Annotated in this window: 16 protein-coding genes; 1 reads left to right on the forward strand and 15 read right to left on the reverse strand. The window is 35.7% G+C overall.

What is annotated here, in order from left to right; translation table 11 throughout:
- Positions 1-294: 294 nt before the first annotated feature.
- The 5 genes from ACT29I_RS24555 to ACT29I_RS24575 all read right to left on the reverse strand — a co-directional run bounded on the left by ACT29I_RS24555 (position 295) and on the right by ACT29I_RS24575 (position 3928).
- Positions 295-474 carry a hypothetical protein gene (locus ACT29I_RS24555; protein WP_444794709.1) on the reverse strand — a complete coding sequence of 60 codons (180 nt, stop codon included), beginning with the start codon at positions 472-474 and terminating at the stop codon, positions 295-297.
- A 43-nt stretch (positions 475-517) separates the two neighbouring features.
- Positions 518-655 carry a hypothetical protein gene (locus ACT29I_RS24560; protein ID WP_444794710.1) on the reverse strand — a complete coding sequence of 46 codons (138 nt, stop codon included), beginning with the start codon at positions 653-655 and terminating at the stop codon, positions 518-520.
- Positions 656-996: 341 nt separating this feature from the next.
- Complete coding sequence (locus ACT29I_RS24565) at positions 997-1524, reverse strand: transposase (RefSeq protein WP_444794719.1); 528 nt, start codon at positions 1522-1524, stop codon at positions 997-999.
- A gap of 28 nt (positions 1525-1552) precedes the next feature.
- Positions 1553-1768 (reverse strand): transposase, encoded by a 216-nt coding sequence (locus tag ACT29I_RS24570; protein WP_444794711.1) that lies wholly within the window; start codon positions 1766-1768, stop codon positions 1553-1555.
- 147 nt (positions 1769-1915) lie between these two features.
- Positions 1916-3928 (reverse strand): endo-beta-N-acetylglucosaminidase, encoded by a 2013-nt coding sequence (locus ACT29I_RS24575; protein WP_444794712.1) that lies wholly within the window; start codon positions 3926-3928, stop codon positions 1916-1918.
- Between the two features lie 318 nt (positions 3929-4246).
- Here ACT29I_RS24575 and ACT29I_RS24580 point away from each other — a divergent pair, with 318 nt between their 5' ends.
- Entirely contained in the window at positions 4247-6535 is a 2289-nt protein-coding gene (locus ACT29I_RS24580) for a GH92 family glycosyl hydrolase (RefSeq protein WP_444794713.1), read from the forward strand.
- 787 nt (positions 6536-7322) lie between these two features.
- On the opposite strand, the gene ACT29I_RS24585 is transcribed toward ACT29I_RS24580, so the two are convergent.
- The 10 genes from ACT29I_RS24585 to ACT29I_RS24630 form a co-directional block, all read right to left on the reverse strand.
- Complete coding sequence (locus ACT29I_RS24585) at positions 7323-7511, reverse strand: hypothetical protein (RefSeq protein WP_430932073.1); 189 nt, start codon at positions 7509-7511, stop codon at positions 7323-7325.
- A gap of 383 nt (positions 7512-7894) precedes the next feature.
- Positions 7895-10657, reverse strand: a complete 2763-nt coding sequence (locus ACT29I_RS24590; protein ID WP_444794714.1) for a hybrid sensor histidine kinase/response regulator transcription factor — start codon at positions 10655-10657, stop codon at positions 7895-7897.
- 330 nt (positions 10658-10987) lie between these two features.
- A complete protein-coding gene (locus ACT29I_RS24595) occupies positions 10988-12553 on the reverse strand; it encodes a glycoside hydrolase family 32 protein (protein ID WP_444794715.1) in 1566 nt (521 codons plus the stop codon).
- A 150-nt stretch (positions 12554-12703) separates the two neighbouring features.
- Positions 12704-13399: a T9SS type A sorting domain-containing protein gene (locus ACT29I_RS24600; RefSeq protein WP_430932070.1), complete on the reverse strand. Its 696-nt coding sequence runs from the start codon at positions 13397-13399 to the stop codon at positions 12704-12706.
- Between the two features lie 69 nt (positions 13400-13468).
- A complete protein-coding gene (locus tag ACT29I_RS24605; RefSeq protein ID WP_430932069.1) occupies positions 13469-15049 on the reverse strand; it encodes a glycoside hydrolase domain-containing protein in 1581 nt (526 codons plus the stop codon).
- A 319-nt stretch (positions 15050-15368) separates the two neighbouring features.
- Complete coding sequence (locus tag ACT29I_RS24610; RefSeq protein WP_430932068.1) at positions 15369-16487, reverse strand: hypothetical protein; 1119 nt, start codon at positions 16485-16487, stop codon at positions 15369-15371.
- 2 nt (positions 16488-16489) lie between these two features.
- Positions 16490-18169, reverse strand: a complete 1680-nt coding sequence (locus ACT29I_RS24615; RefSeq protein WP_430932067.1) for a RagB/SusD family nutrient uptake outer membrane protein — start codon at positions 18167-18169, stop codon at positions 16490-16492.
- Between the two features lie 24 nt (positions 18170-18193).
- Positions 18194-21325: a SusC/RagA family TonB-linked outer membrane protein gene (locus ACT29I_RS24620; RefSeq protein WP_444794716.1), complete on the reverse strand. Its 3132-nt coding sequence runs from the start codon at positions 21323-21325 to the stop codon at positions 18194-18196.
- A gap of 106 nt (positions 21326-21431) precedes the next feature.
- Positions 21432-22322: a carbohydrate kinase family protein gene (locus tag ACT29I_RS24625; protein ID WP_444794717.1), complete on the reverse strand. Its 891-nt coding sequence runs from the start codon at positions 22320-22322 to the stop codon at positions 21432-21434.
- A gap of 26 nt (positions 22323-22348) precedes the next feature.
- Positions 22349-23689 carry a sugar porter family MFS transporter gene (locus ACT29I_RS24630; RefSeq protein WP_444794718.1) on the reverse strand — a complete coding sequence of 447 codons (1341 nt, stop codon included), beginning with the start codon at positions 23687-23689 and terminating at the stop codon, positions 22349-22351.
- Between the last annotated feature and the right edge of the window lie 537 nt (positions 23690-24226).

Genomic DNA, 24226 nt, shown 5'->3' on the forward strand with positions numbered 1-24226 from the left:
TTAGTGCCGGCAAGAAAAGTCGCTTTTTTTACAAAGTGGACAAATCCAAGCTGATTTATTTCAATATTAAAAGAGTTGAGCAAGGCTGTTCAAATACTTTTTGTTAACCAAGCGGTTTGTTCCTTTGGTTTTTCCCCATTTTGTAAATAAAAGAGCATAAGCCTCCCTTTCAAAACACTTAATATATTATTATTTAGGATGTATTATGCGGCCAGTCCCCTGTGACTGTTGTTTTTTTCGGAGGCACGCATTTCCGCAATAAATTGCTCTCCTATTTTCCGGAGGTTGTATGCGCTAACCGATAGGCTTACGTGCCCTCATTTTGTTTTTCAGGTCAACGCGCCAGTTTTTTATCTTTCTCCAACCCGGAAGGTTGTTCCTTTCCTGAAGTCTGGTGACCATGTCGATGCATTTGCGGGCGCTGTCCCACAGCAAGTTGTAATCTGTCGGGAAATGCACGTTGCTTTCTGCCACAAAGCTATCGGTTTTTAAGCACAATGCTTCCTCCTCTTTTTTTTTACACCTCGTGCCCGAACTTAACAATAATCCCGTTAAGTTCTTTTACGGTTTCGTCGGACAAAAGCCCAACATTATCGATAATGCTCTGGTAACCTATTTCTATGCGCCCATGGCCGAAACCGTTCTCGATACCCATCAGTTGCCTGATCAGCGAGTCGTAATTGGCGATGTGATGGAGGTCGTCATAACTAATGTTCTGGCACAGCCTAACCTGCGAAAGTACTTTAGAAACTCATTTCGTACAGTTAGACGGTTGTTTTTTATTCTTAGAATATTATTTCTGCCACTTAGTTAATTATTCCGAATAAATAGAATGTCATTTCGAACACTTCGAAAGTCATTTCGGGCACTTAGCCGGATGTTTTGAGCACTTAGAAGGTGGTTTCAACAACTTAGACAAACATTTTGTCCACTTAGCTACTAATTTCCAACACTTAGCTAAAGGTTTCGGGGACTTAGCTGGAAGTTACTGAAGTTCTATTTTATATTTTGTTGATTTATTTTTACTGTACAAATCTGAAAACGGTATTGTTGAAAATAAACCAGTGCTAATAACGCTTTAATATGATTTTTAAGAAATAAGCCGCAAAGTTTGCCGTATTCATGGGCTACCTGAACTAATTTAGTTAGATTCATTACAAAAATGATGGCATTTACCCATGATTCAGAAGTATCTTGAAGTTTTGCCTTTATATTATTGAGTCCATATCCTCTTTTTCCTTGACCAAACTTACCTTTAACGTGATTCCTTTCTGCTGCTTTCTTCTTCCTATAATGTTTTTGAGCTGATGACACTTTGATTTTGGGAGGCCTACCTAATGGTTTGCCGACAATCTGGATATTATTCAGCTTTAAAAAACCTCTGTTTTCACGTGTTAAATAGATGCCATCGCCAAGAAAGTACTTTGGATATCGGCCATACAGACCTTTAAAATTTTCTGCCTGAAGTTTAAGATCCGTGGGACAGGTTATCTCTTGATCTGCAACAGTAGCGTCTACCTTCAGTGTGCCTTTGTTTCCATCACTGTGGCTATCATCTTTTCTTGTTAACCTGGACTGGTGGCTTTATTCTTTCTGACTTCTCTATTACAATCTTGTTAAAGGCATCGAATTCCTTGCCTCCCATTCTTTTCCTGATTTCGACAAACAAACTTGGATCAAAAGCCGAATCTACCGTAAATTCCTTTAGCCCGCAAAAGTACTGTATATAGAGATTTTCAGATATCATATCAAAAGCACCCCCTGTCATCCAGGTTAAGTTTGTGCTTTACAACTAATGCACCAATGACAGTTCTTACATCTACACTTTCAGTTAGCGTTACCACAAATTATAAAACTGCTTTATTAAATATCGGGTCATGGGTACTAGCATACCCTAAAACCTTTTTCAAGTATTTTACTTTTCGATATTAAATATGGTTACTGGAGAAACCGAAAAGCATCGCCCTACTGCTTCAACTCCTATCGTTATTTTTTCGTTTTTTGTTTTGGAAACCGATGGCAGAAAGCAGGCATTAGATGTTGTTGCTCCCAAAAAATATTTTGAGCCATCACTGTTGATTTTGTATAGCCTATAATAATAGATCCCTTTGTGGTGGGCATCCCATTTTACTCTTAAGTTAATGGTCTCCTCTATTCCAGGGGCTTTTTTAAGCAACCGAATATTGGTGGGTGCCTCTATTCTATCACTTTGCATATCCACGATACCAATACTTCCGATTTTTACGTTTTGTGTTTTAGCGTTCTTGGCCGCTACTTTTAAAGCTATTTTTTGTAGCTCCCATCCAATATATTTTTTTAGACTTAAAGTATCCACATACCATTCCCCAGCATTTTTACGATCCCTAATCGACAACTCCTTTTCTTTTCCGTTTGCAAAAGTCAACAATAAAAAAACATCGGATTCTTTGTTTTTCTTTACTGCCACAGTAGCCACCGAATTTTTATTTAATTTTAAACGGGTACTATACAGAGGTATAATATTATCTTCTTCAGATTTCCCGCTTATGCTTAAACAATTTCCGCCATTGTATGCATCCGTAAAATCGTAATCCACCTTTAGTTTTGTACCTTTACTTTTTACAATCCAGCGCCATGTTGGCTGAATATCTTGCAGGGTTAAATTGTTCCAACCGTTTTTCCATGTAGGAGAAGTGATGTCTTTTCCTTTTAAAAAGAATTTTCCACCTTGTCCGGTACAAAAATTCGTTACAAAAGGTATTTGGTTAATTGGAGACTTTGCCGGAACGTAATGGGCTACCCCTTTCCAATTATGATCGGTTTGCGTATCTCTTGGATCACCTTTCTCCCCAACCCAAAAACGAGCTTCTTTTTTATAAAACTCATCCATGTTGTTAGAACTCGAGTAAGTCCAGGATGGAACGTAAAAAGCCAATGAAGCGGCATGAGGTTTTCCTTCGGGGAACAATACGTCAAAATTGGCTCCTTGCGGATATCGGTAACCGGTCTCCGCCTCATAACCGTTATTTTGCACATCAACTCCACCGTAAACATCATAAATATTTCGGCCAAGCTCTTCAACCGCTTTTTTTGTTGTTTGTAAATTTTTCGACGTATATCTAAAGTCAAGAAACATTTGATCAGACACAAGAGTGTCACCTTTTTGAAAGAACATCTTGTTTTTGTCGTTAATCTCATGCTGCCATTTTACCGTACCATCTTTTAACATGGCATCGTACCATTGAATAGATAAATCAGAATTATTTTTAAAGTACAACATAAATTCCTGCATGGCATTAGCCAAGGATTTATCTTCTTGCACCTTTCCTTTATCTCCGGTTTCCTGGTTAATAAACCAGCCATCAAAACCATAATAATTGGCTACTTCAATTAACTTGTCGGCAACCGGGAAAATACCATCTTGATTCTGTACAAACTGATAAACCCAATCTCTTTTACCTCCATAAACAGATGGCGGAAAGAATACGGTACCATAAACCGGAACACCATGGCGGTGAGCGGCATCAACAACCGGAGCCGTTGGTGTGAGAATAATTCCCTCAAAAGACGAACCTCCCCAGTACACCATTAAATCGCAATATTGCCAGTAGGTGAATGCGTAATAACTTAAACTTAACGAACCTTGCGAAGGATTACCAGATGTGGTAGCAAAAATAGGTAACACCTCCACATTTGCTTCGTTGGCACGAGCATGAGCGTTTGATTTAAAACCTGCATTAAAATGTTTTGTTTCTAAAGGCGTAAAACTCCTGTTGAATATAGCATCAACATCGTTGCCGGGTGTCCATTCCAGGAGTTCATCAACAAACCAGAATGGAGCATAGGGTTGTAAAGTGTCAGCCACCTGAGCATTTCCAAAACGAAAAGTATTTAGCAACACTACTAAAAGCAGCGCATATTTCGCTGTACCATTATTCTGATTCACCATTTTTTTGATGTACTTAAGTTTTTGATTTCAAAAATACAACCCGATGTTATTATAGTCAAACATATCTTTTATTTGAAAACATTGTTTTAGTGCGCTATTCCGTTATTTGAAAAATAACGTTACCTTTAATAAGAATTTACAAACGACCCATAATACCTACACTAACAATCCCTACACCCCCAACGCTTTGCAAAAATCATATTCCAGAACATCAATTTATTACGGTATAGCGACATTCTGAATGACCTGATTTTTATATTAGTATAGGTTTTCCAAACTTTGTGCAAAACCAACATAAATACACTTTAAATACAAAAAATGAAAGCAATTGGATATTCACTAGTTTTTATCGCCCTATTTCTTCACACTTCATGTGCTGTAGAAAGTGAAACCGGTAAAAAATTAAGTATAGATGTAACCTCCTACGTAAACCCGTTCATAGGAACCGACTTCCATGGGCATACATACCCCGGCGCTACCGTTCCGTTTGGCATGGTGCAATTGAGCCCGGATAGCAGAACCAAGGGGTGGGACGCCTGCTCCGGATATCACTATTCCGATTCGGTTATTCTTGGTTTTAGCCATACACACCTGAGCGGAACGGGAATTGGCGATATGGGAGATGTTTTGATGATGCCATTTAACGGACAAGCTGCATTGAACTCAGGTGAAGCTCAACCAAGAGGCATAGGCTACAAATCATATTTCAGAAAAGAAAATGAACTGGCCCGCCCCGGATACTACAGTGTATTCCTGGACGACCCTAAAGTAAAAGTGGAGTTATCAGCAACCACACGTGCAGGTATTCATAAATACACCTTCCCTAAGTCGGAGAATGCAGGAATAATTATCGATCTGGCACATAGCATCCATCAACATAAAGTTACTGAAGCCGACATACATATCATAAGCGATACAGAATTATCCGGATATAGAAAAACAAAGGGGTGGGCAATTCATCAATATGTATATTTCAGAGCCAAATTCTCGAAACCATTTAAAGTTGAATTGTACAAAGATGATAAGTTGGTTGAGAAAACTGCAAATGTTGACGGCACCAACTTAAAAGCCATTCTTACATTTGACACTTCTGAAAACGAGGAAGTATTCGTGAAAGTTGGTATTAGCCCGGTAGATAAGGAAGGTGCTGAAAAAAACCTGAATGCTGAAATTCCAGATTTTAATTTCGATAAAATTGTAGACAACGCCAGCCAGGCATGGGAAAAAGAACTAGGTAAGATAAAAATAAAGGGCGGCACGGAGGATGAGAAAACAGTTTTTTACACTTCTCTGTATCATTCTAATCTTTCCCCAATTATTTATAGCGATGTGGATGGACGTTACAGGGGAATGGATCATAAAATTCACACTACCAAACATAAAAACTATACAATTTTTTCTTTGTGGGACACCTACCGCGCCCAGCATCCATTGTTTACGATTATTAAACCCGAGTATAATCAGGATTTAATCAGGGATCTTTTACGTAAAAGTCAGGAAGGCGGTATTTTACCGAAATGGGAACTTGCGGCGAACTACACAGGTACCATGATTGGTTCCCATGCAGTATCTGTTATTACGGATGCCTATATGAAGGGGTACAGGGACTTTGATGTTGAGTTGGCACTTACAGCGATGATAGAAGCCGTGGAATATGATTCTGTTAGGCATATCGAATATCCAACACCTGCGTTTATCCCTGCGCTAATGCCTAAAGCAAAATTGTATGACAAAAAATATGGCTATATCCCTAACGATTTAGAAGGCTCTTCAACATCTAAAGGATTGGAATTTGCTTACAACTACTGGTGCATAGCTGTAGTCGCAAAAGATATGGGTAAGGAAAGCATAGCACAGCATTATTTCGAAAGGTCGCAACATTATAAGGAATACTTCGATAAGGAAACTGGATTTATGAGAGGCAAGAACCTGGATGGCAGCTGGAAAGAGCCCTTTAACCCACGTTTTTCGGCCCACTGGAAAACCCCCTATGTAGAAGGTAATGCCTGGCAATGGACTTGGTATGTTCCTCATGATGTAGAAGGATTGATGAATTTATTTGGAAGCAAAGAAGATTTCGCCGTAAAGCTGGATTCTTTATTTACTATTACTTCCGAGGTATTGGGCGAAGAAAAATCGGCCGATATTACCGGACTGATCGGTCAATATGCACATGGGAATGAACCCAGTCATCATATTGCTTATTTATATAATTATGCAGATCAACCGTGGAGAACCCAGGAAGTGGTTAACCAAATACGTTCCGAGTTTTATACCAACACGCCTGACGGTTTATGCGGCAATGAAGATTGCGGTCAGATGTCGGCCTGGTATTTGCTAAATGCAATGGGCTTTTATCCGGTTTGTCCTGGTAGTAATCAATATTCGATAGGATCCCCGGTATTCGATAGAATAGAGATTGAAGTTGAAGGAGGCAAAACTTTTAAAGTATCAGCGAAAAACAAAACTGCAGAGAACAAATACGTTCAAAAGGTATATCTAAACGGCAAGCCATTGACAAACCATTATATTCTTCATTCGGATATTGTAAATGGAGGAGAGATGATTTTTGAGATGGGTAAGGAAAAACGTGTTTTCTGGAACTAACTTTATTATATCCTCTCTATCTAAAACATATAGAGGGGATACAATCTCCCACATAAACCATTACCGGATTAAACCCGCCATATGCATTAGAAATTCTATTACACATTGAAATTACTTTAAAACAAGGCACTTCGTTGCATCACTTTCAACTCACCAGAACGATGCTCCTGAAAGTAATCGGGACAAGTTATGCCTCGTTTTATTGTACTTGCAATGCTCATGACGAACCTCCAATACATAATCCGGATTAAACTGCTGTATACAGGAGAAAATCTTTTATCATAGTAGATAATTTCTGTAGAGGTATATAAAATGCAGCATTTTCTAATTACTATGGGCCTCCTCCTAAATTTTATGCCTATATAAAAGTTTTATGGAACCCAAATAAAAGGGATTGATTTCACACACCAATACTATGTGATTACAGCAGCGGAAGAACTAGTCGAAATGTATTTTAATCCCTTTTTACCCTCTATAAAAAACAAAACCTCTTGATTATTAACTAATCAAGAGGTTTATCTGTACCCAGAGCCGGACTCCTCCAAACCCATGTGATGCGCTTATATTCTATTAATTACAAATTGTCCAAATCCTTGTTCCCGTTTTTGGCACCAGGCAAAACACCTCCTTTGAAGCTGGTAATCAGATAAATATAATGTTTTTAACTTTTATTTCCAAAAATCCCGAATTGGAATCGAACTATAATCACATACACTCCTGATATAGTGATCTATAGCTATTACGAAACGACCGATTAGGAGAACAACCAAAACCTCAATAAATCTTCCTATTCTTGAAACAACCTCAAGTATTCTGAAAAAACATATTTCTTTTTTCTTTTTCCTCCGGTGATTTCTTTTAAAATTTCAAGATCTTCTAATTCCGAAAGCAATTTATATGCTGTTGGGGCAGATAAACCAGTGATTTCTATCGCAGTTCGCGGATTTATTAACGGTTTCTGATATAAAAGCTCCATAACTTTTAAAGCATGATTTAATCTTACTCCTAGAGTAGATATCAAGAGCTGGTTAGAGTGTAATTTTACATCTAAAAAAGAAACAAATTTGAATATTTAAATTACTAAAGATGTTACATTTAAGCAGGTAATTAGATAACCAATGGGCAACAATTACCCTTTGATAAAAAAGTAGTACTAAACTAAAGGATCATAAACCTCTTATATGAATTGATTTCATGGAAATACATTCTAAGATTCTTCCAGACTAGTTGTCTTCCGAAAAATAATTTTAAAATAATGAGTTCATTCAGTGGTTTCAAGCATCGTTCGTTTTGAGAGATTAGCAGCAACAAATAGTATGTCTATATACATTACCCTAACTCTGCCTTTTTGATATTTTTCTAGACCATTTCCCTATAATCACTTGGTGACATTTCAAACTGATCCTTAAAACACTTTGTAAAATAAGATGGTGTTGAAAAACCAACTTTATATGCAATTTCTGCAATGGTACTTTCTGAGTTTTTAAGTAAGATTAATGACTCTTTTAGTTTTGTTTGAGTAACAAATTCACTTACAGATACTCCTGTTATTTTTTTAATCTTTCGGTATAAATGAACTCGGGATAAACCCATTTGTTTACTTAACTCTTCAACATTAACTTTAGAATCATACTTATTTTCAATGATGAGATTGCTTATCCTGGAAAGAAATTTTTTATCCATTCTGCTCATTCCTTTCTCCTCTTTCTTTAATTGCAGAGGTTCCTGGTATTTTTCCCTTATTTTCTCCTGAGCCTCTAACAGTTTTTTTACCCGCAATTGTAAGTGCTCTTTGTTAAACGGTTTCGCGATATAACTATCTGCCCCTTCTTCCAAACCCTCAAGTAAATGTTCTAAAGATGACTTGGCTGTTAATAATACAACAGGAATGTGACAGTAGCGAATATCTTCTTTTAACTTTCGGGTTAGTTCTAAACCATCCATTACAGGCATCATAACATCAGAAATGATAATATCAGGACCTTCTGTTTCCACTAATTTCAACCCTTCACTTCCATTTTTAGCCTCTAAAATCGAATATAATGATGGCGAAAAACATGATCTGATATATTTTCTGATATCAGGTTCATCTTCCACAATAAGTAGCAATGGTTTATCACTCTCTGCAATACTTGTTTCTAATTCTATTGTTATATCTTCTTTTGGCTCATCTATTTTCTCAAACTCAGTAGAATCAAGCATTACAGGATGCTCTTTCATTTTACTATCAGACAGCATATCTTTTTGAGTAAAATGATTTTTACCCAATGGTAAAAATATCTTAAAGCAGGTTCCCTCTCCTAATTTACTTTCTACAGTAATTTTTCCCTTATGCAACAAAACCAGCTCTTTTGTTAAAGATAAACCAATTCCTGTTCCTTTATATGAAACAGTGGAATCTGCCTGATAAAACCGATCAAATACTTTTTCTACTTCATGCTGAGGTATTCCTTCACCATTATCTTTCACCTCAATCTTTGCATACTCCTCATTTTCATCATCACACAGGCGATCTAAAGTAATTTCAATCCTTCCTCCTTTTGCTGTATACTTAAAAGCATTTGACAGTAAATTAAACATCACTTTATCCATTTTATCCCAATCAAACCAAAGCGATAGTTTTGCATTTTTACTGACAACCTCAACATCAATTTGTTTTTCTGTAGATAAATTGAGAAATGCCTCTTTTATACTATGCATAAACTCATCCAAATTATAATGGCCAACCTTTAATCTCATTTTGGCTGTTTCAATTTTTCTAAAATCCATTATTTGGTCTACTAATCGTAATAAGCGTAAAGAGTTGCTATAGATGGTACTTAACTCTTTTTTTAAAACTTCATCTGTGTTATTTGTCTTGATTATATTTTCGAGAGGACCAACAATTAAGGTTAACGGAGTTCTGAATTCATGCGAAATATTCGTGTAGAACTGCATTCTGGCCTGAGTAGCTTCCTGAAGTTGCTCAGACATACGTTTGAGTTCATCATTTTGAATGGATATGGCTTCCTTTTGTTCTTCAAGACTTATATTTGCAATTTTTTTATTCTTAAAAGCTATAAACAGTAGAAATATTAGAATAACGACTAATGCTAAAGAAAATAAGGTGATAAATAGTAATATCTGCTGCTTTTTAAATCTTCCTCCAAGCAGATCCAGCATCCCTTTAGATCTGGCAATATCATTCTGCAGGTTTTTAATGTTATTGTATTGTAACCGGGTTATCTTAACATTCCGATCATCAATTAGGGTTGTGGGCAATAAATTTATTTTTTTAAACGGACTATCTGATAATATTTTCGATGCGATGACTATGGCCTCCTTTCCGCCTGTAGGGTAAATTAATGTAGCATCAATAATACTGTTTTCAACCAATTCAACCCCTCCACCTGCACTAGGAGAACCATCAACACCAATAATTTTAATCTTCCGATCCAAAAATTCTTTACTAATAACCTCACTGGCAGCAGCTGCTAAAAAATCAGCATGTGCAAAAATCGCATCTACATTAGGATTTGAATGTAAAAAATACGATAAACTATCCAGTACCGTTTGATTATTCCAATTTGAATAGATTCTATCAACAATAGATATTCCTGAATATTGAGATAAGGCATCTTCAAAACCATTCATTCTTTCCTTAGCAGGAGAAGAACTTAATGCACCTAATATTTCAATAACATCACCATGTTTATTCAAAACATCAGCGATATACGTTCCTGCGGTATATCCAATTAAAAAGTTATCACCTCCAACATACGCAGTATATTGATCTGACTCAATCTTTCTATCAATTAAAACAACAGGAATTCCTTTTTTATATAATTTTTCTACAACTGGTTGAACTGCTTCAATTTCAATGGGTGCAATAATTAATAAATCAATCCCCTCATTCAGCAACTCATTAATTTGCTTAATTTGGAGCGAAGTGTTATCTCCTGCATACTTTATTGTCAAGGCTATATCAGGATGAAACATTAACTCCTGATGCATCTCCTTCTCCATTTGTTGTCGCCAGTCACCACCCGAACATTGAGAAAAACCAATTCTATGTGTTTTTTGAGCAAATGACGTTAATGAAATTAATATCACCACTAAAACGAGGATAGACTTTTTCCACATAGAAAGCTATTTATAGATTATGTTATAAATATAATCAAATGCAGCAAGAAAAACACTTTCTGTATCTGATATAAGAGTTCATTAGGGATTTCTGCTGTTTTCATAACAACATTCTCAAAAAGAAGCATTGCATTTATTTATAGAACTCTGCATCCAGAGAATCAACTCTCTTCCTTTCTTAGGAACTAATACCACAACTACCAAACGAAAGAAAAGATTATTTTAATTCAAAACAATGCCCTTTGCCCTTTACTCTAAGCCTACCCTCTATGCTCTTTTCCATGTTCCCTGCTCCTTGCTGCCTGCAAATCGCTCTACGCCCTACGCCCACTACTCCACATTAAAAAACGTAGCTGATTCCACCTCTACTGATCCTAAATTTGAAAAAAGCGACAACTTATTAAAAGATGAATCGGGAAATAGAATATTAGTCATAGCTAGTTTTCCTTCATCTACAAATACTTCTACCGAAGAAGCATCAATGATGATTTTCATTTTAATTACATCACCAATGGTATATGGAGCTAAATCTTCACTTAAATAATTAGAGTCTGTAAATTGGGTATTAATCTTTGTTCTATCGATAAACACATGTTTTGACAACATATTATAGCCAATTTTCAACTCCTCATCTGCATCATTTTTTAATAACAAACCAAAGGCTGTTGTATGGCCATTTAATGATCCTTTCTGCGGTTTAAAAACAAAGTTTAATTCGCAAGAACTCAAATCCAAGTCAATATTATTAATATCCGACTTTCCTGAAAATAGCATATTATTTATCTGCATTTTCAATATTTTTGAGTCTTCAAATTCCTTAACAGGAAAGGTTGTAAGTTTATACTGATTATCTTCCTTTACGAGTTTTATTTCACGAGGTAAAGTCATAGCACTTCTCCATGATTCTGTTGGAACAATTTGTGCATAAATCCAATTACTCATCCATCCAATAAACAACCTGCGACCATCTTCTTTTGGAATATCTGACCATGTAACACCGGCATAATTATCTTTTCCATAATCCAACCAATCACTCTCATTCTTTTCGGGTATAAAAGTCTTTCCATCAAAGTCTCCTATAAAATACTGAGTTGCAGAACCTCCATTTGGACCACCAGGATTTATACTCACCAACATCACCCATTTCATAATATTAGTCCCTCCAACATGAATTGGAAATAAATCCGGACATTCCCAAACACCTCCATGAGCGCCTATTCCCATTCCAAAGTCACTTTCAAAAGACCAAGTTTTCAGATCTTTAGATGAATATATTTTTGCTATATCCCCGGCAGCCAATATCATTATCCATTGCTTTGATTCCTCATGCCATATTACTTTAGGATCCCGAAAATCTCTAATACCAGGATTTGGTAAAACAGGATTGTTTTTATACTTCTTCCATGTTCTCCCTTTATCTAAACTATAAGCAAGTGCCTGATATTGATAATTATTTTTCCCTGCTCTTTCTCCATCTATATTATGATATGTATAGATAGCTACCATAGCAGGATTGTCTTTTGATCCAAATCCTGTTGTATTTTGCCAATCAATTACAGCACTCCCTGAAAAAATATATCCAAGTGAATCGGGATATAAGGCTATTGGTAGATATTCCCAATTTACTAAATCATTGCTTACCGCATGCCCCCAATGCATCGGTCCCCAAACCGTACTATCAGGATAATACTGATAAAACAAATGATATTCTCCCTCATAATAAACCATTCCATTGGGATCATTCATCCAATTTGCCTGAGGTGTAAAATGAAATTGAGGTCGAAACTTTTCCTTTCCTATAGTCTTAATGGAAGTTTCAGTATTCTTACAACTCATTTGTAAAAAAACAATTAAAAAGATAGCTATTATATAAGCTATTTTATTTCTTACTATCATTCTATCGTAACTTTATCTTTTACTTAAATTAAAACACTATCTATATAACCTGAATTCAAAATAACTTTTAAAACCCAGGTTATTAAATAGATTTAAAGGGACTTGTATTAATAAACTAAAACTTCATTAACAGAAAGACTATGGGATTAATTAGTGTATCATTATTTTCTTAACGATATTACTATTTTCAGTTTCTACTTTAATAATATATAATCCGCTACATAGGGATTGTGAATCATCCATAGTTAATTCACTTCCTACATTCTCAACAGTCTTAATGAATTTCAGGTTACCCTGGATATCATAGATACTCACTGTTACAGCTACTGACTCCAATCCTTTTACAATTAATACATTTGAAGCATTTACAAAGATCTCTGCATTATCTATCGCCATAGATTTAGCACTTGTTGGTGTACAGCTGATACACTCACATGACTCCCAGCTTATTGTAGGTAATACTATATCTTCTGTAACTTCGTACCAATGTACATTTGTTTGAGTACCATCCCATGGATTTGTAAAACACGATCCTTCTCCTGTTCCTTCTGCACCTGTTGTTTCATCACGAAATTCACAGTTCCATCCAACTACTCCTCCTGTAACTTCGAAACGATAATCAATCCAGCCTTCTTTTTGAACAGTGGTTGACCATATATTTGTTCCAGGTTCATTTGTTAATGAAAGTGCACCATTCCAACCATTAATGCCTCCTCCCATTACTACGGCATCATAATCAGAGCCTGCATATGAGGTCATATCTATTGAAATGGTGACATTATAAGGTTGTGCATTTACAAAATGACTTACAACAATTAATACAAGGGTAAATATTAGATTTTTCATTTTTTACTTTTTAAAAATTAAACATAGATATTGATGTTAGCTAGCTAATTTGTTTTTACATACTTATAACTAATCTCCTATTTCGTATACAGAGAGATTTGAAACGTCAATTGTTCCGTTGTCTACAAAAATGGTCCATGGATTCTTATCCATTTTGTAAATACGGTTGGTAAAGGCAACGTTATCATTAACATAAACCACACAAATTGACTTTTCAATAACAATCTTTATATCGAAAACCTTATCATCCGAAACAATAAGGGGAGTAAAATTTAATTCGGTTGTATACGAACCTGTTGAATAACTTGACTCTTTATTTAGAAACAGAGATGGCATTGACCATCTGTTAGTAGAAGTCAGATCAAAAGCAACAGAATATACTTCTGATAAATCATCACATGCACCAAAGGAAAATCCAAAATTTGAAGATTGTGATGCATCTATGGTTAATTCAATTTTTACAGGAACTGTATTTCTATTAAATTGTGCATATGATCTTTCATCCTGATAATTGAGAACATACGAACCTTCATCTCCTGCTACATCTCCCTGTGACTTTAACATTGAATATTCTGTGGACGTATTAAATTTATTATACACTGCCTCAGGTATCATTGGATATAACTTTCCGCTTGGTTGCTGAACCAGTTTATGGGTAATTAAACTCCCTGCCCAATCCAGTTCATTATTACCATTCACAGTCTGCCCAGTTGAACACCACCCTGAGATATAACGATCAGTGCCATTTGAAGCTGTTTTTCCTGCATAGAAATACAACCCGTCTATTGTTTCATGGTGACCACTTGCATCCTCACAACGTACCCATGGACCATCAGGACTATCAGATACTCTGTAAAATGTTTTTCGGTGTTCATCCCTGTTAATTCGGGAAAATACCAAATACCATTTATTACCCATTTTAAAAATATCCGGACATTCCAGAATTTCAGCATCGGAATTAAAATCAGTGAGAGGAGATATTAAATCCCAATTTTCAAGATCTGATGATGCATATCGAATCAATACGCCTTTTCCATCCTTTATCGAGGTAACCAACATTACATAAGCAGATCTGGTTGGATCATAGTACACACATGGATCACGGAAATTATTTTTATCATATCCATCAGGAGCTTCAAAAGTAAATGAAGGAACTTTTGTAAATGTCTTCATATCAGTTGAAGTTGCCAGCATTACTTTCTCTGCAGGATATAAACTTCCATTGTGTCCGGTATAAAACCCATATAATTTTCCCTCTGAATTCTTTATAAAACTTCCGGTTCCTAAATACGCCTCCTGCGAATCAGCTGTTTCTGTAGGTATTGCCTCTGCAAAACCAGTAAATGAGCTATAATCACTTGTTGTAGTACTATAGATTGGGTGTTCAGTAGTTGCACCGTTTCTCCAATCCTGCAAATAATACAGGTAGTATTTATTGTCATCCGAATTAAAATATGGCATTGGATCACCAACATACCCACTCTGCGGTTTATAAAATGTTGAATAAGCACCACTCTCAACAACTGACCTACATGTTGTTGTTGTGTCTACAACTATCGGAACCTCCTCTGTATCATCTTTCTCATCCTTAGAACAACTGGTATTAAGGAGTAGAATGAACTGCATTAATAATAGTGGTAGAATCTTCATAATTTCTGTTTTTTTTAGCGAACGGGAAAATCCCGTCCGCATATTTCAATTTTAAACCTGAATTAGATTAAAATTTGAGAATTCAGATTGTAATAAAAAGCTGATATACAAGGCAAATTTTGCAGGGCTAGTGAGACTAGCTCGAAAAATTTAACGCCGTAGATCTGTTTTTTATTCAAAACCTATTATATTCCACTTATAAACAGCAATCTTCTTCCTAAAAATTACTCAAAACAACCCGGTATTCTTTCTTAATTTTCAGTTGAACCTTACTATCTATAAGTGGTCTGAATCCCATATTTTATATCGAACTCAGGTTTTACTCTATTGGATGAGCTTTTACTTCATCCCAATACATGGTCTGTGTTTCAAAACCTGTTTCAGGAGTATGTGGCATAACAAGAATATTATTAATCACAGCAGTACGGCTCTCCGGAATTACAAAGGTTAGCTCTTGCCATTCACCAATATGATCAGCTGAATAATCTGCATGCAACCAATCCTTGTTAAGTTCACCTGCTTCTTGTATTTCAAGCTGTACATCTCCAACAACATCTTTTAATACCATAACTGTTATACTTCCATAAATGGCTGGATCAACATTTACCTGATTCGCATTCCACAACACACCACTTGTCCATGGTCTTCCACCCGCATCAGTTCCATCGTTTGTTCGTAGAAGCGATACACAAGTCGATGTTGTATTAATACCATCTGTAACTGGATTTACTGTTCCATTGTTAACTGAACTTGCAATAGATTCCCATGTTGGAGATACATCTTCACCATTGTAAAGAACAAGAATAGGCGTAGGTTCATCTCCGAGAATGACTGTAACTTCATAATTAAATACAGAACTTAGATAATCAAGTGAATATGTTACAGGACTGGTAAAATCAACTGAGGTTCCAGCTTCAGGGGCCATAGTAGCACCATCTGTATATTCTACAATTGGAATTAATGAGGTAACATCTGTACCTACAGGCAAATAGATTACAATTGTTTTATTTTGCTCATCGATTGTGGCCTCTACTGATCCTATTTTAAAACTTGAGATCTTAGCCCTGGCAACATCAACATTTACAGTATATTTTTGATATAAATCTGAATTTGTTACAGTATAGGTTACATCCAATAAATTTCCATTTGCATCAGCAAAATCAATGGTCTCACCGCTACCTGGTGTTATTTCTGCACTACTTGCAATAGTTATATCCGGAGTTAAACTTGTCAGACCAGAACCAGAAGGAAGAATTACAGAAATAGTTGAGTTCTCTTCATTTATTGTACCCTCTACTCCATTCACAACAAAGGAATGGATACTTGTATCTCCTGAAAAATCAAGGCTTTCTTTGGCATCCTCTTCGCAAGAGTATAAAGCTACTGATAACAGGATAATGATAAATTTATAAATATTTGTCTTCATAACATTCTTCATAATTAAAATCCATAATTTTGCTCATAACTACCTTTACTATAATTAATTTGCTGAATAGGGACAGGCACATACTCATTCTTGTTTTTTTCAAATTCAGCGCCTTGATAATAAGTATGGTCAGTAGCTTCTCCTAAATAGTAAGCATTCATTACCTCATCAGCAATACCCCAACGAACCAGGTCAAAGAATCTACTGCCTTCCATAGCAAGTTCAAGACGACGCTCCCACCTCAAAGCTTGTCTGGCATAGTCCTGCGTCCATACACAATTAACTCCATCCTGATAAGTTTGAATGTCAAGATTAGTTGCAAAACTGGTTAATGAAGTACTTGCTTTTGCTCTTGTTCTAACCTGGTTTATTAATGGTAGTGCATCTGCAAAATTCCCCATTTCAATCAACGCCTCTGCTCTCATCAACAACACATCTGCATAACGAATGATAATGTTATTTTTAGAGTTGGCATACCAAGGTCCTGTTTTAACATAGTAGTCACTTGCAGGATCAATATTCTCTTTTAACGAAGAGAAATAACCATACATATTAGGATTACGAGATTGATTTTCTTCGTAATTGACATCAGTATATTTATATGGTTTCCCGGCAATAGCAACTGTATGAAAAAGTCTTGGATCAACTCTATCTGTACTCTCCGTGTAATTTGCATCATTGAATGTATCAAACATTGGTAAACCATTTGATGTTTTAAAGGCGTTTACCAGGTTCTGACTTGGCTTATTAAAATCTCCACCCGGAGTAGGTGTTGTAAGCGCATTACCCATGTTTAATCTTCCATAAGTTGTTCCATCATCTTGCGAGTATTGAACTGCAAATAAAGATTCTGCACCATTTTCATATTCTCCTGGTAAAAAGTTGTAAGCAAAATCACTTTCCAATTTATAAGGAGATGTCATCACATAGGCAGTTAAATCCAATACCTTTTGTAAATCATCCTGATCTATTGAAACCACATTATGCATCTCGTCCTGTCTGTAAGCTTTGTATAGATAAACTTTAGCAAGGTATGCAGCAGCTGCATATTTGTTAGCACGTCCTACTTCATCCTGTTCTTCAGGTAAGTTATTGTAGCCATATTCAAAGTCATCAGCTATTTTTTGCCATAACTCATCATTTGTATAAGCAACATTTGAAAGGTTTGAAATATCTTCAGCAGACATAGTCTCTTCTACAAAAGGTACCATTTTAAATATGATCTTCTGGATAAAGTGCATATGTCCTCTTAGAAAACGCATTTCTCCTATTCTAACTTTCTTGTTAGACATATCTTCTTCACTGATTTTATTGAGCAGACTCAATGCAAAATTAGCTCTGGAAATGGCCACATAATTCCTGTACCAAAATACATCGGTATACCAGGTTTCATTACCTATTGAAGGAGATGATATTTCAAGAAAGTGCAAAAAGTCACCGTCATTTTGATCATTACCCCCCTTATATGCATCATCAGATCTGACATTACCGTAGTTCCATAAACTTAATGGACGGTTGATTTCATCATTCCCTATAGCTGCATAAGCAGATATCACTTCATTCTCTATTTGCTCAGCACCGGTAAGGTTATCTTCTGTCAATGTTCCGTAAGATGGAACTTCTAAAAAGTCATCACACGACACCAGATTTAAAGCAATTAGTGAAATGAATATTAATTTATATGTTCGTTTCATGATTTTTGATTTTTGATTTAGTTCTTAAAATGAGATGTTCATACCAACTGTAAAAGATGTTGAAATTGGATAAGCCAACGCAGGGTTTTCCGGATCCAATCCTGTGAAATCTTTACTTTTTATAGTCATCAAATTTTGACCGCTAACATAAAGTCTGGCTTTCGACAATTTCATTTTTGATAACAAATCTCTTGGTAATGAATATCCTAGCTGAATAAGCCTCAATTTCAAGTAAGAACCATTCTCTACATAATATGAAGAGGTTCGTTTTTCATTGTTTAAATCACTGTACGAAAGCGCAGGTATATCTGAACCTGTGTTCGTAGGACTCCAGGCATCTAAAACTCTTACTCCCTTATTTGATCCTAACTCATCTACAGCCCAGAAATCTGTAAAACGCTTTACTGAATTATAAACATCAATACCATAAACTCCCTGCAAAAATGCAGTCATATCAAAGCCTTTCCAACCCAATGCTATATTCAATCCATATTCAAAATCCGGATGTGGATTTCCGATCCATGCTCTGTCATTTTCATCAATAACCTCATCATCATTCATGTTTTTATATTTGATTCGGCCAAGTCCTTTTCCTGTTTGTTCAACATAACTATCTACCTCATCCTGTGATTGAAATAATCCATCAGCAACATAACCATAAAAAGAATTGAGAGGTCTTCCTAAAATATTATCGGTAGTTCCGTTACCACCATAACTATTAACAACACTTTCAGGTAGTTTTGTAATTTTATTTCTATACCCGGATACATTGGCCATAATATCATACAAAAAACCATTTGATGATTCATTCCTGTATCCAAGAGATATTTCCAAACCTTTATTCTCCATTGAAGCACCATTAACCCAGTGGTCTCCACCTTCACCAATAGCACCCAGATATGGTGGTTTCACAAGGATGTCCTCTGTGTTCTTTAAATATGCTTCAATGCTTCCGTATAGAGCTTGATTATAAAACCCAAAGTCAAGTCCAATGTTTGTTTGAGTCGTAGTTTCCCACTTTATTTCGTCGTTAGCTCTTTGAGTCAGAGAATAACCAGATGGCAATATTCCGGAGTTAGAACCTGCAATATCGTAAGCCGTTCCTGTATTAATACCTGCTCCGGTTTCTCCAATATAATTCGAATAAATCAAAGTTCTGTTTGCATAGTTATCTATTTCCTGGTTACCTGTTTGTCCCCAACCCACTCTAAGTTTCAGGTTTGAAATGACCCCTTGAGTTCCAGCCATAAAACCTTCCTGATCAATACGCCATCCGGCAGAAAAAGCAGGAAACGTTGCATATCGGTTATCCTTACCAAACCTTGAAGAACCATCTCGTCTTAATGTTACTGAGGCCAGATACTTATCAGCAAAACCATAATCAATCTTACCAAAGAATGAGTTAAGTGTATAACCTGTTGCACTTCCTGTTGCATACATTTCTCCAACACCAGCTGAAGGCCACATGTAATCAGGATCTTCAACTTCGTAGGTTCTTCTTTCTGTAGAAAAGTTTATATCAGAATTATCAATCATTTCTGTACCCAATAAAAATGAGAACCTGTTTTTACTTAGTTGAACTACATAATTTGCAGTATTGGTCCAGTTCCATTTTGTTGAATGGCTTTGTATCATTTTTGAAGAAGTAAGGTCTGAACCTAATCTTCCGGTAAAACTATAGGTAAGAACACGTTGATAATAATTAGAATAATCTATACCAAAACTACTTTTGATATGCAGATTTTTAACCGGCTGGATATCAATGTAAGCATTACCAAATAATCGCCAGTAGTTATACGGGTTATCTTTATTCGCATCCAGAATTCTGGCAGGATTATCTCTGTCTCTCATACCTGATGTTACACTTCCCCAATCTCCATCAACAGTTTTTAAAGCCATCACAGGAAGAGATAATATCGCCAAATCCAGCACTCCACCCGGAGTCTGCAACTCTGATGTATTATTGATAGTCAGGTTTTCTCCAACGGTAATTAAGTCTCCTAATATTTTTCTACTGGTATTAATACGAGAAGAAAAACGTTTAAAGTAAGTCTCATTTACGGTACCTTTATTATCATAATATCCCAATGAAAAGAAATTATTTGATTTATCAGTTCCGTTACTGATTGACAAATTATATGATTGCGCAAATCCCGGACGGGTTATTTCATTAAACCAATCTGTATCAGAGGTCAACATTGTATTCGTTCCATCTCTTGCATCTATATATTTAGGCAATTTCATTCCGTTTAAAACTGCATTGCCATTATTATCGTATTTATAATCATAGACATACCCAATCTGATTGTTATTAGGATCTACACCACTGTTTACCATGGCCTGCCATTGAGCCTGTCCAAATTGTTTTGTATTCAGCATATCGATAATCTCTCCATACTGAGAAAAGGTTTGAAACATATCGAAATTAACACGAGTTTTTCCTTCTTTACCTTGCTTTGTTGTAATGATAATCACACCATTACCAGCCCTTGAACCATAAATACTGGCAGCTGAAGCATCTCTAAGTACCTGTATACTTTTAATATCCGAAGGATTCAGTTCATGCATTCCTCCTTTTGTAGGCACTCCATCAATTACATACAAAGGATCATTGTTATTTAATGTACCAATACCCCTAATTCTAACTGTTGATGATCCACTAGGATTACCATCACCACTAATATTAACACCAGGGATTCGACCTTGCATTGCTTTAATAGGATTATTTTCCCCCTGCTTCATGATCTCGTCAACCTCAACTATTGATACAGCTCCCGTTAAATCAGCAATTTTTTCAGAGGTATATCCAGTAACAACTACTTCATCCAAACCCACTAAATCACTTTTCATATCAACATTGATAATTAATTCATCACCAACAGTAATGGTCTGGGTAACCATTCCAATAAATGAAAATTCAAGTTGGGCACCAGGATTTACCTTAATAGAGAAATCTCCGTTAATATCAGTTATTGTTCCATTTGTTGTTCCAACTTCTACCACCGTAACTCCCGGAATTGCAATATTTGTCCCGGCTTCAGTTACGCTTCCTGTTATATTTTTCTCTTGCGCCATGGCAAGAGTAGAAATAAAAGCTATTAGAAACACTGCAAAAAGTTTCTTAAGCCAATTAATTAAACCATCAGATTTTTTCATTTTTCTTCATTTAGTCGCACCTGCCCTCCTAATCATTCGTTTATTAATAAGTTATGAAAACTTTTATAAACAAACTCTTATCAGAAAACAAAATACTTTTTTATAGTTAACAATTAATTTTATCGCAAATTCTATCTATTTCATAAAAAGGAGTAGCTCCTTTTTTTGTGCACACAAACGCTGATACATTTACAGCCATTTGATGTATTTCAGACAAACGTTTATTCTGTAGCTTCCCTATAATCATTACGCCGGTAAAAGAATCTCCTGCTCCAACTGTATCAGCTACTTCTACTTTTGGTGTTTCTAAATATGAATGTTCATCAGTTGTAAATAAGTAACTGCCGTTTTCACCACATGTAAGTGCTAACATCTCTAATTTGTAATGATCAATAAGAAATTGACATTTTTCAATATCAGATCCCTCCCAACCAAACATATCAGAAAGAATGACCAACTCCTCATCATTTATTTTAAGTACATTACAAAGCTCCAGTGATTTTTTAATAACCTCCTTAGTATAGAAATGCTGTCTTAGGTTGATATCAAATACCTTAAGACAATTTCCAGTAGTATAATTGATCGCTTCTTCGATTGCCTTCCTCGATACTTCATTACGTTGCGCTAACGAACCAAAACAAATGGCATCAACCTTATTCAATTCCTTTTTAGCAGCATCAGAAAGTTCAATCATATCCCATGCAACATTTTCTACAATATCATAAGTAGGAATACCATTATCCTTTAGCGTAACAGCAACAGTTCCTGTAGGGAAATCCACTTTAGATATTAAAGAATCAATATTTAGTTTCTCAATGTTTTCACATATCTCATCTCCCAGAGAATCTTTACCAACAGCACTTAAAATGGCACCTCTGGCTCCCATTTGTTGCGCATTGTAGGCAAAATTTACAGGTGCTCCTCCAAGCTGTTTTCCATCCGGAAGCATATCCCATAAGAGCTCGCCCATCCCTATTACATAAAATTGCATGTCCATTTTCTTATTTTTTTAAGATTTACTCTTTAATTCAAAGCCAAATCAACTTCTAATTGCTCCAACGTTTTTCCTTTTGTTTCAGGTATATAAATTAATATGAAGATAAAGGCTATAAGGCTAAACAGACCAAAAAAACCAAAGGTATAAGCACCGCCCAAGTTGTTCAACATCCATGGGAAGAACTGCACTGTTAAAAAGGTGCAGACCCAACTAATTCCTGTTGAAAAAGACATAGCAAGGCCTCTTACCCTATTAGGGTAAATTTCGGAAGTAACTACCCACATTACAGGTGCTAATGATGCTGCAAAGAATGCGATATAGCCTAATAACGATATCAAAACTCCATAACTACCAGCTGTTTCAGCTGTAAATGAATATACCATATAGGCAAGAGAAATAGTCATCCCAACAGTTCCCCATAATAAAAGCACTTTGCGCCCTTTTCTATCTACTAACCACAATGCTACAACAGTAAATAAAAGGTTGACGACACCAACTAATATGGACTGTAAAAGAGCTTGATCTTCTCCAACTCCAGCTTGACTAAAAATAGTGGGTGCAAAACTGATAACTGCATTAATACCTGTTATTTGTTGAAAAACAGCTAACAAACTTCCTAACAGAACTACCTTTGCAACTTTACCTTTAAACAGCTCTTTAAAGCTAACCTTATTATTGTTAGCATATTTTACTAGTGATGCAGAGATATTGTCAGACTCCATTTGGGCATATACTTCACCACCAATTCTAGCCAGAAGATTCTTTGCTTCTGTGTTTCTACCTTCTTTTGCCAACCAGCGTGGGCTTTCAGGAAATGAGACCAATAAAAGTAAAAGAAATAGCAAACCAAAAACAACAGGTACAGCCATCATTAATCTCCACCCATTCTGAAGGTCAACAAAAGCAAAATTGATTACATATGAAAGCAAAATACCAATAACAATTGCAAATTGATTATTAGCAACTAACGTACCTCGCTTATTAGCAGGAGCTATTTCTGAAATATATGTTGGAGCTAAAACAGAAACAGCTCCAACTGCTAATCCTGTGATCACCCTGCATGCTATAAAAAATTCTATTGATTCTGCTAGAGAACATCCAAGTGATGAAGCAATAAATAATATGGCGCCAACTATCATCATTGGTTTTCGACCATATTTATCGCTTAAAGTACCAATGGCTAATGCACCAATTAAACATCCTATCATTATTGAACCGACAGCTGCACCAAGACTAACATCACTTAAAACAAAATAGTCTTGTATAAAAGGAACCGCCCCTGAAATACCAGCCATATTTAGCCCAAAAATTAATCCACTTAATACGGCGATAAATGTAATCCAATATAAATACTTGTTATTTCTCATTTCCTATTTATTAGATAAGACTTGTTAACTGTTTTGGGGTATTAAAAACTCTTATCAAATGTAAAATGGGAAATAAAAAGCATGATGCAATTATGATACAAATGCTATTAAATATAGTACATAAAGCCGTTTGTTTTCAATGAATACTAAATATGTTACATGTATGTAAACTGTGTTACATTAATGCTCTTGATTTATATTAACGATTAGTAGCTTTCGATAAGAAATAACTTTATAATCCTTATTCAACAGTTCGTTAAAGTATCGTATAAAATGCTGAATATCAGCAAAGTAAGTAGCTAATTTACTTGTTTAAACCCTTGATAATCAGCATTTTAATGGTGAATTCTGACAACATCATTAAGGATGACTATCAAGGGAAATAATATTTATAAAACACACATAGAGAACGTGTTATCAAAAATGCCAAATATCAACAATTGGAGGAAAGAGTTTGTAGCAGAGACCCTTATCCTATTTTTATGCATAAAAGGGCGCTTTAACTTTCTGCAGTTGGGGCGCTTTGGTAAGCATAAG

Origin of the sequence: Saccharicrinis sp. GN24d3 (assembly GCF_052400645.1) — a bacterium.
GTDB lineage: Bacteria > Bacteroidota > Bacteroidia > Bacteroidales > Marinilabiliaceae > Saccharicrinis.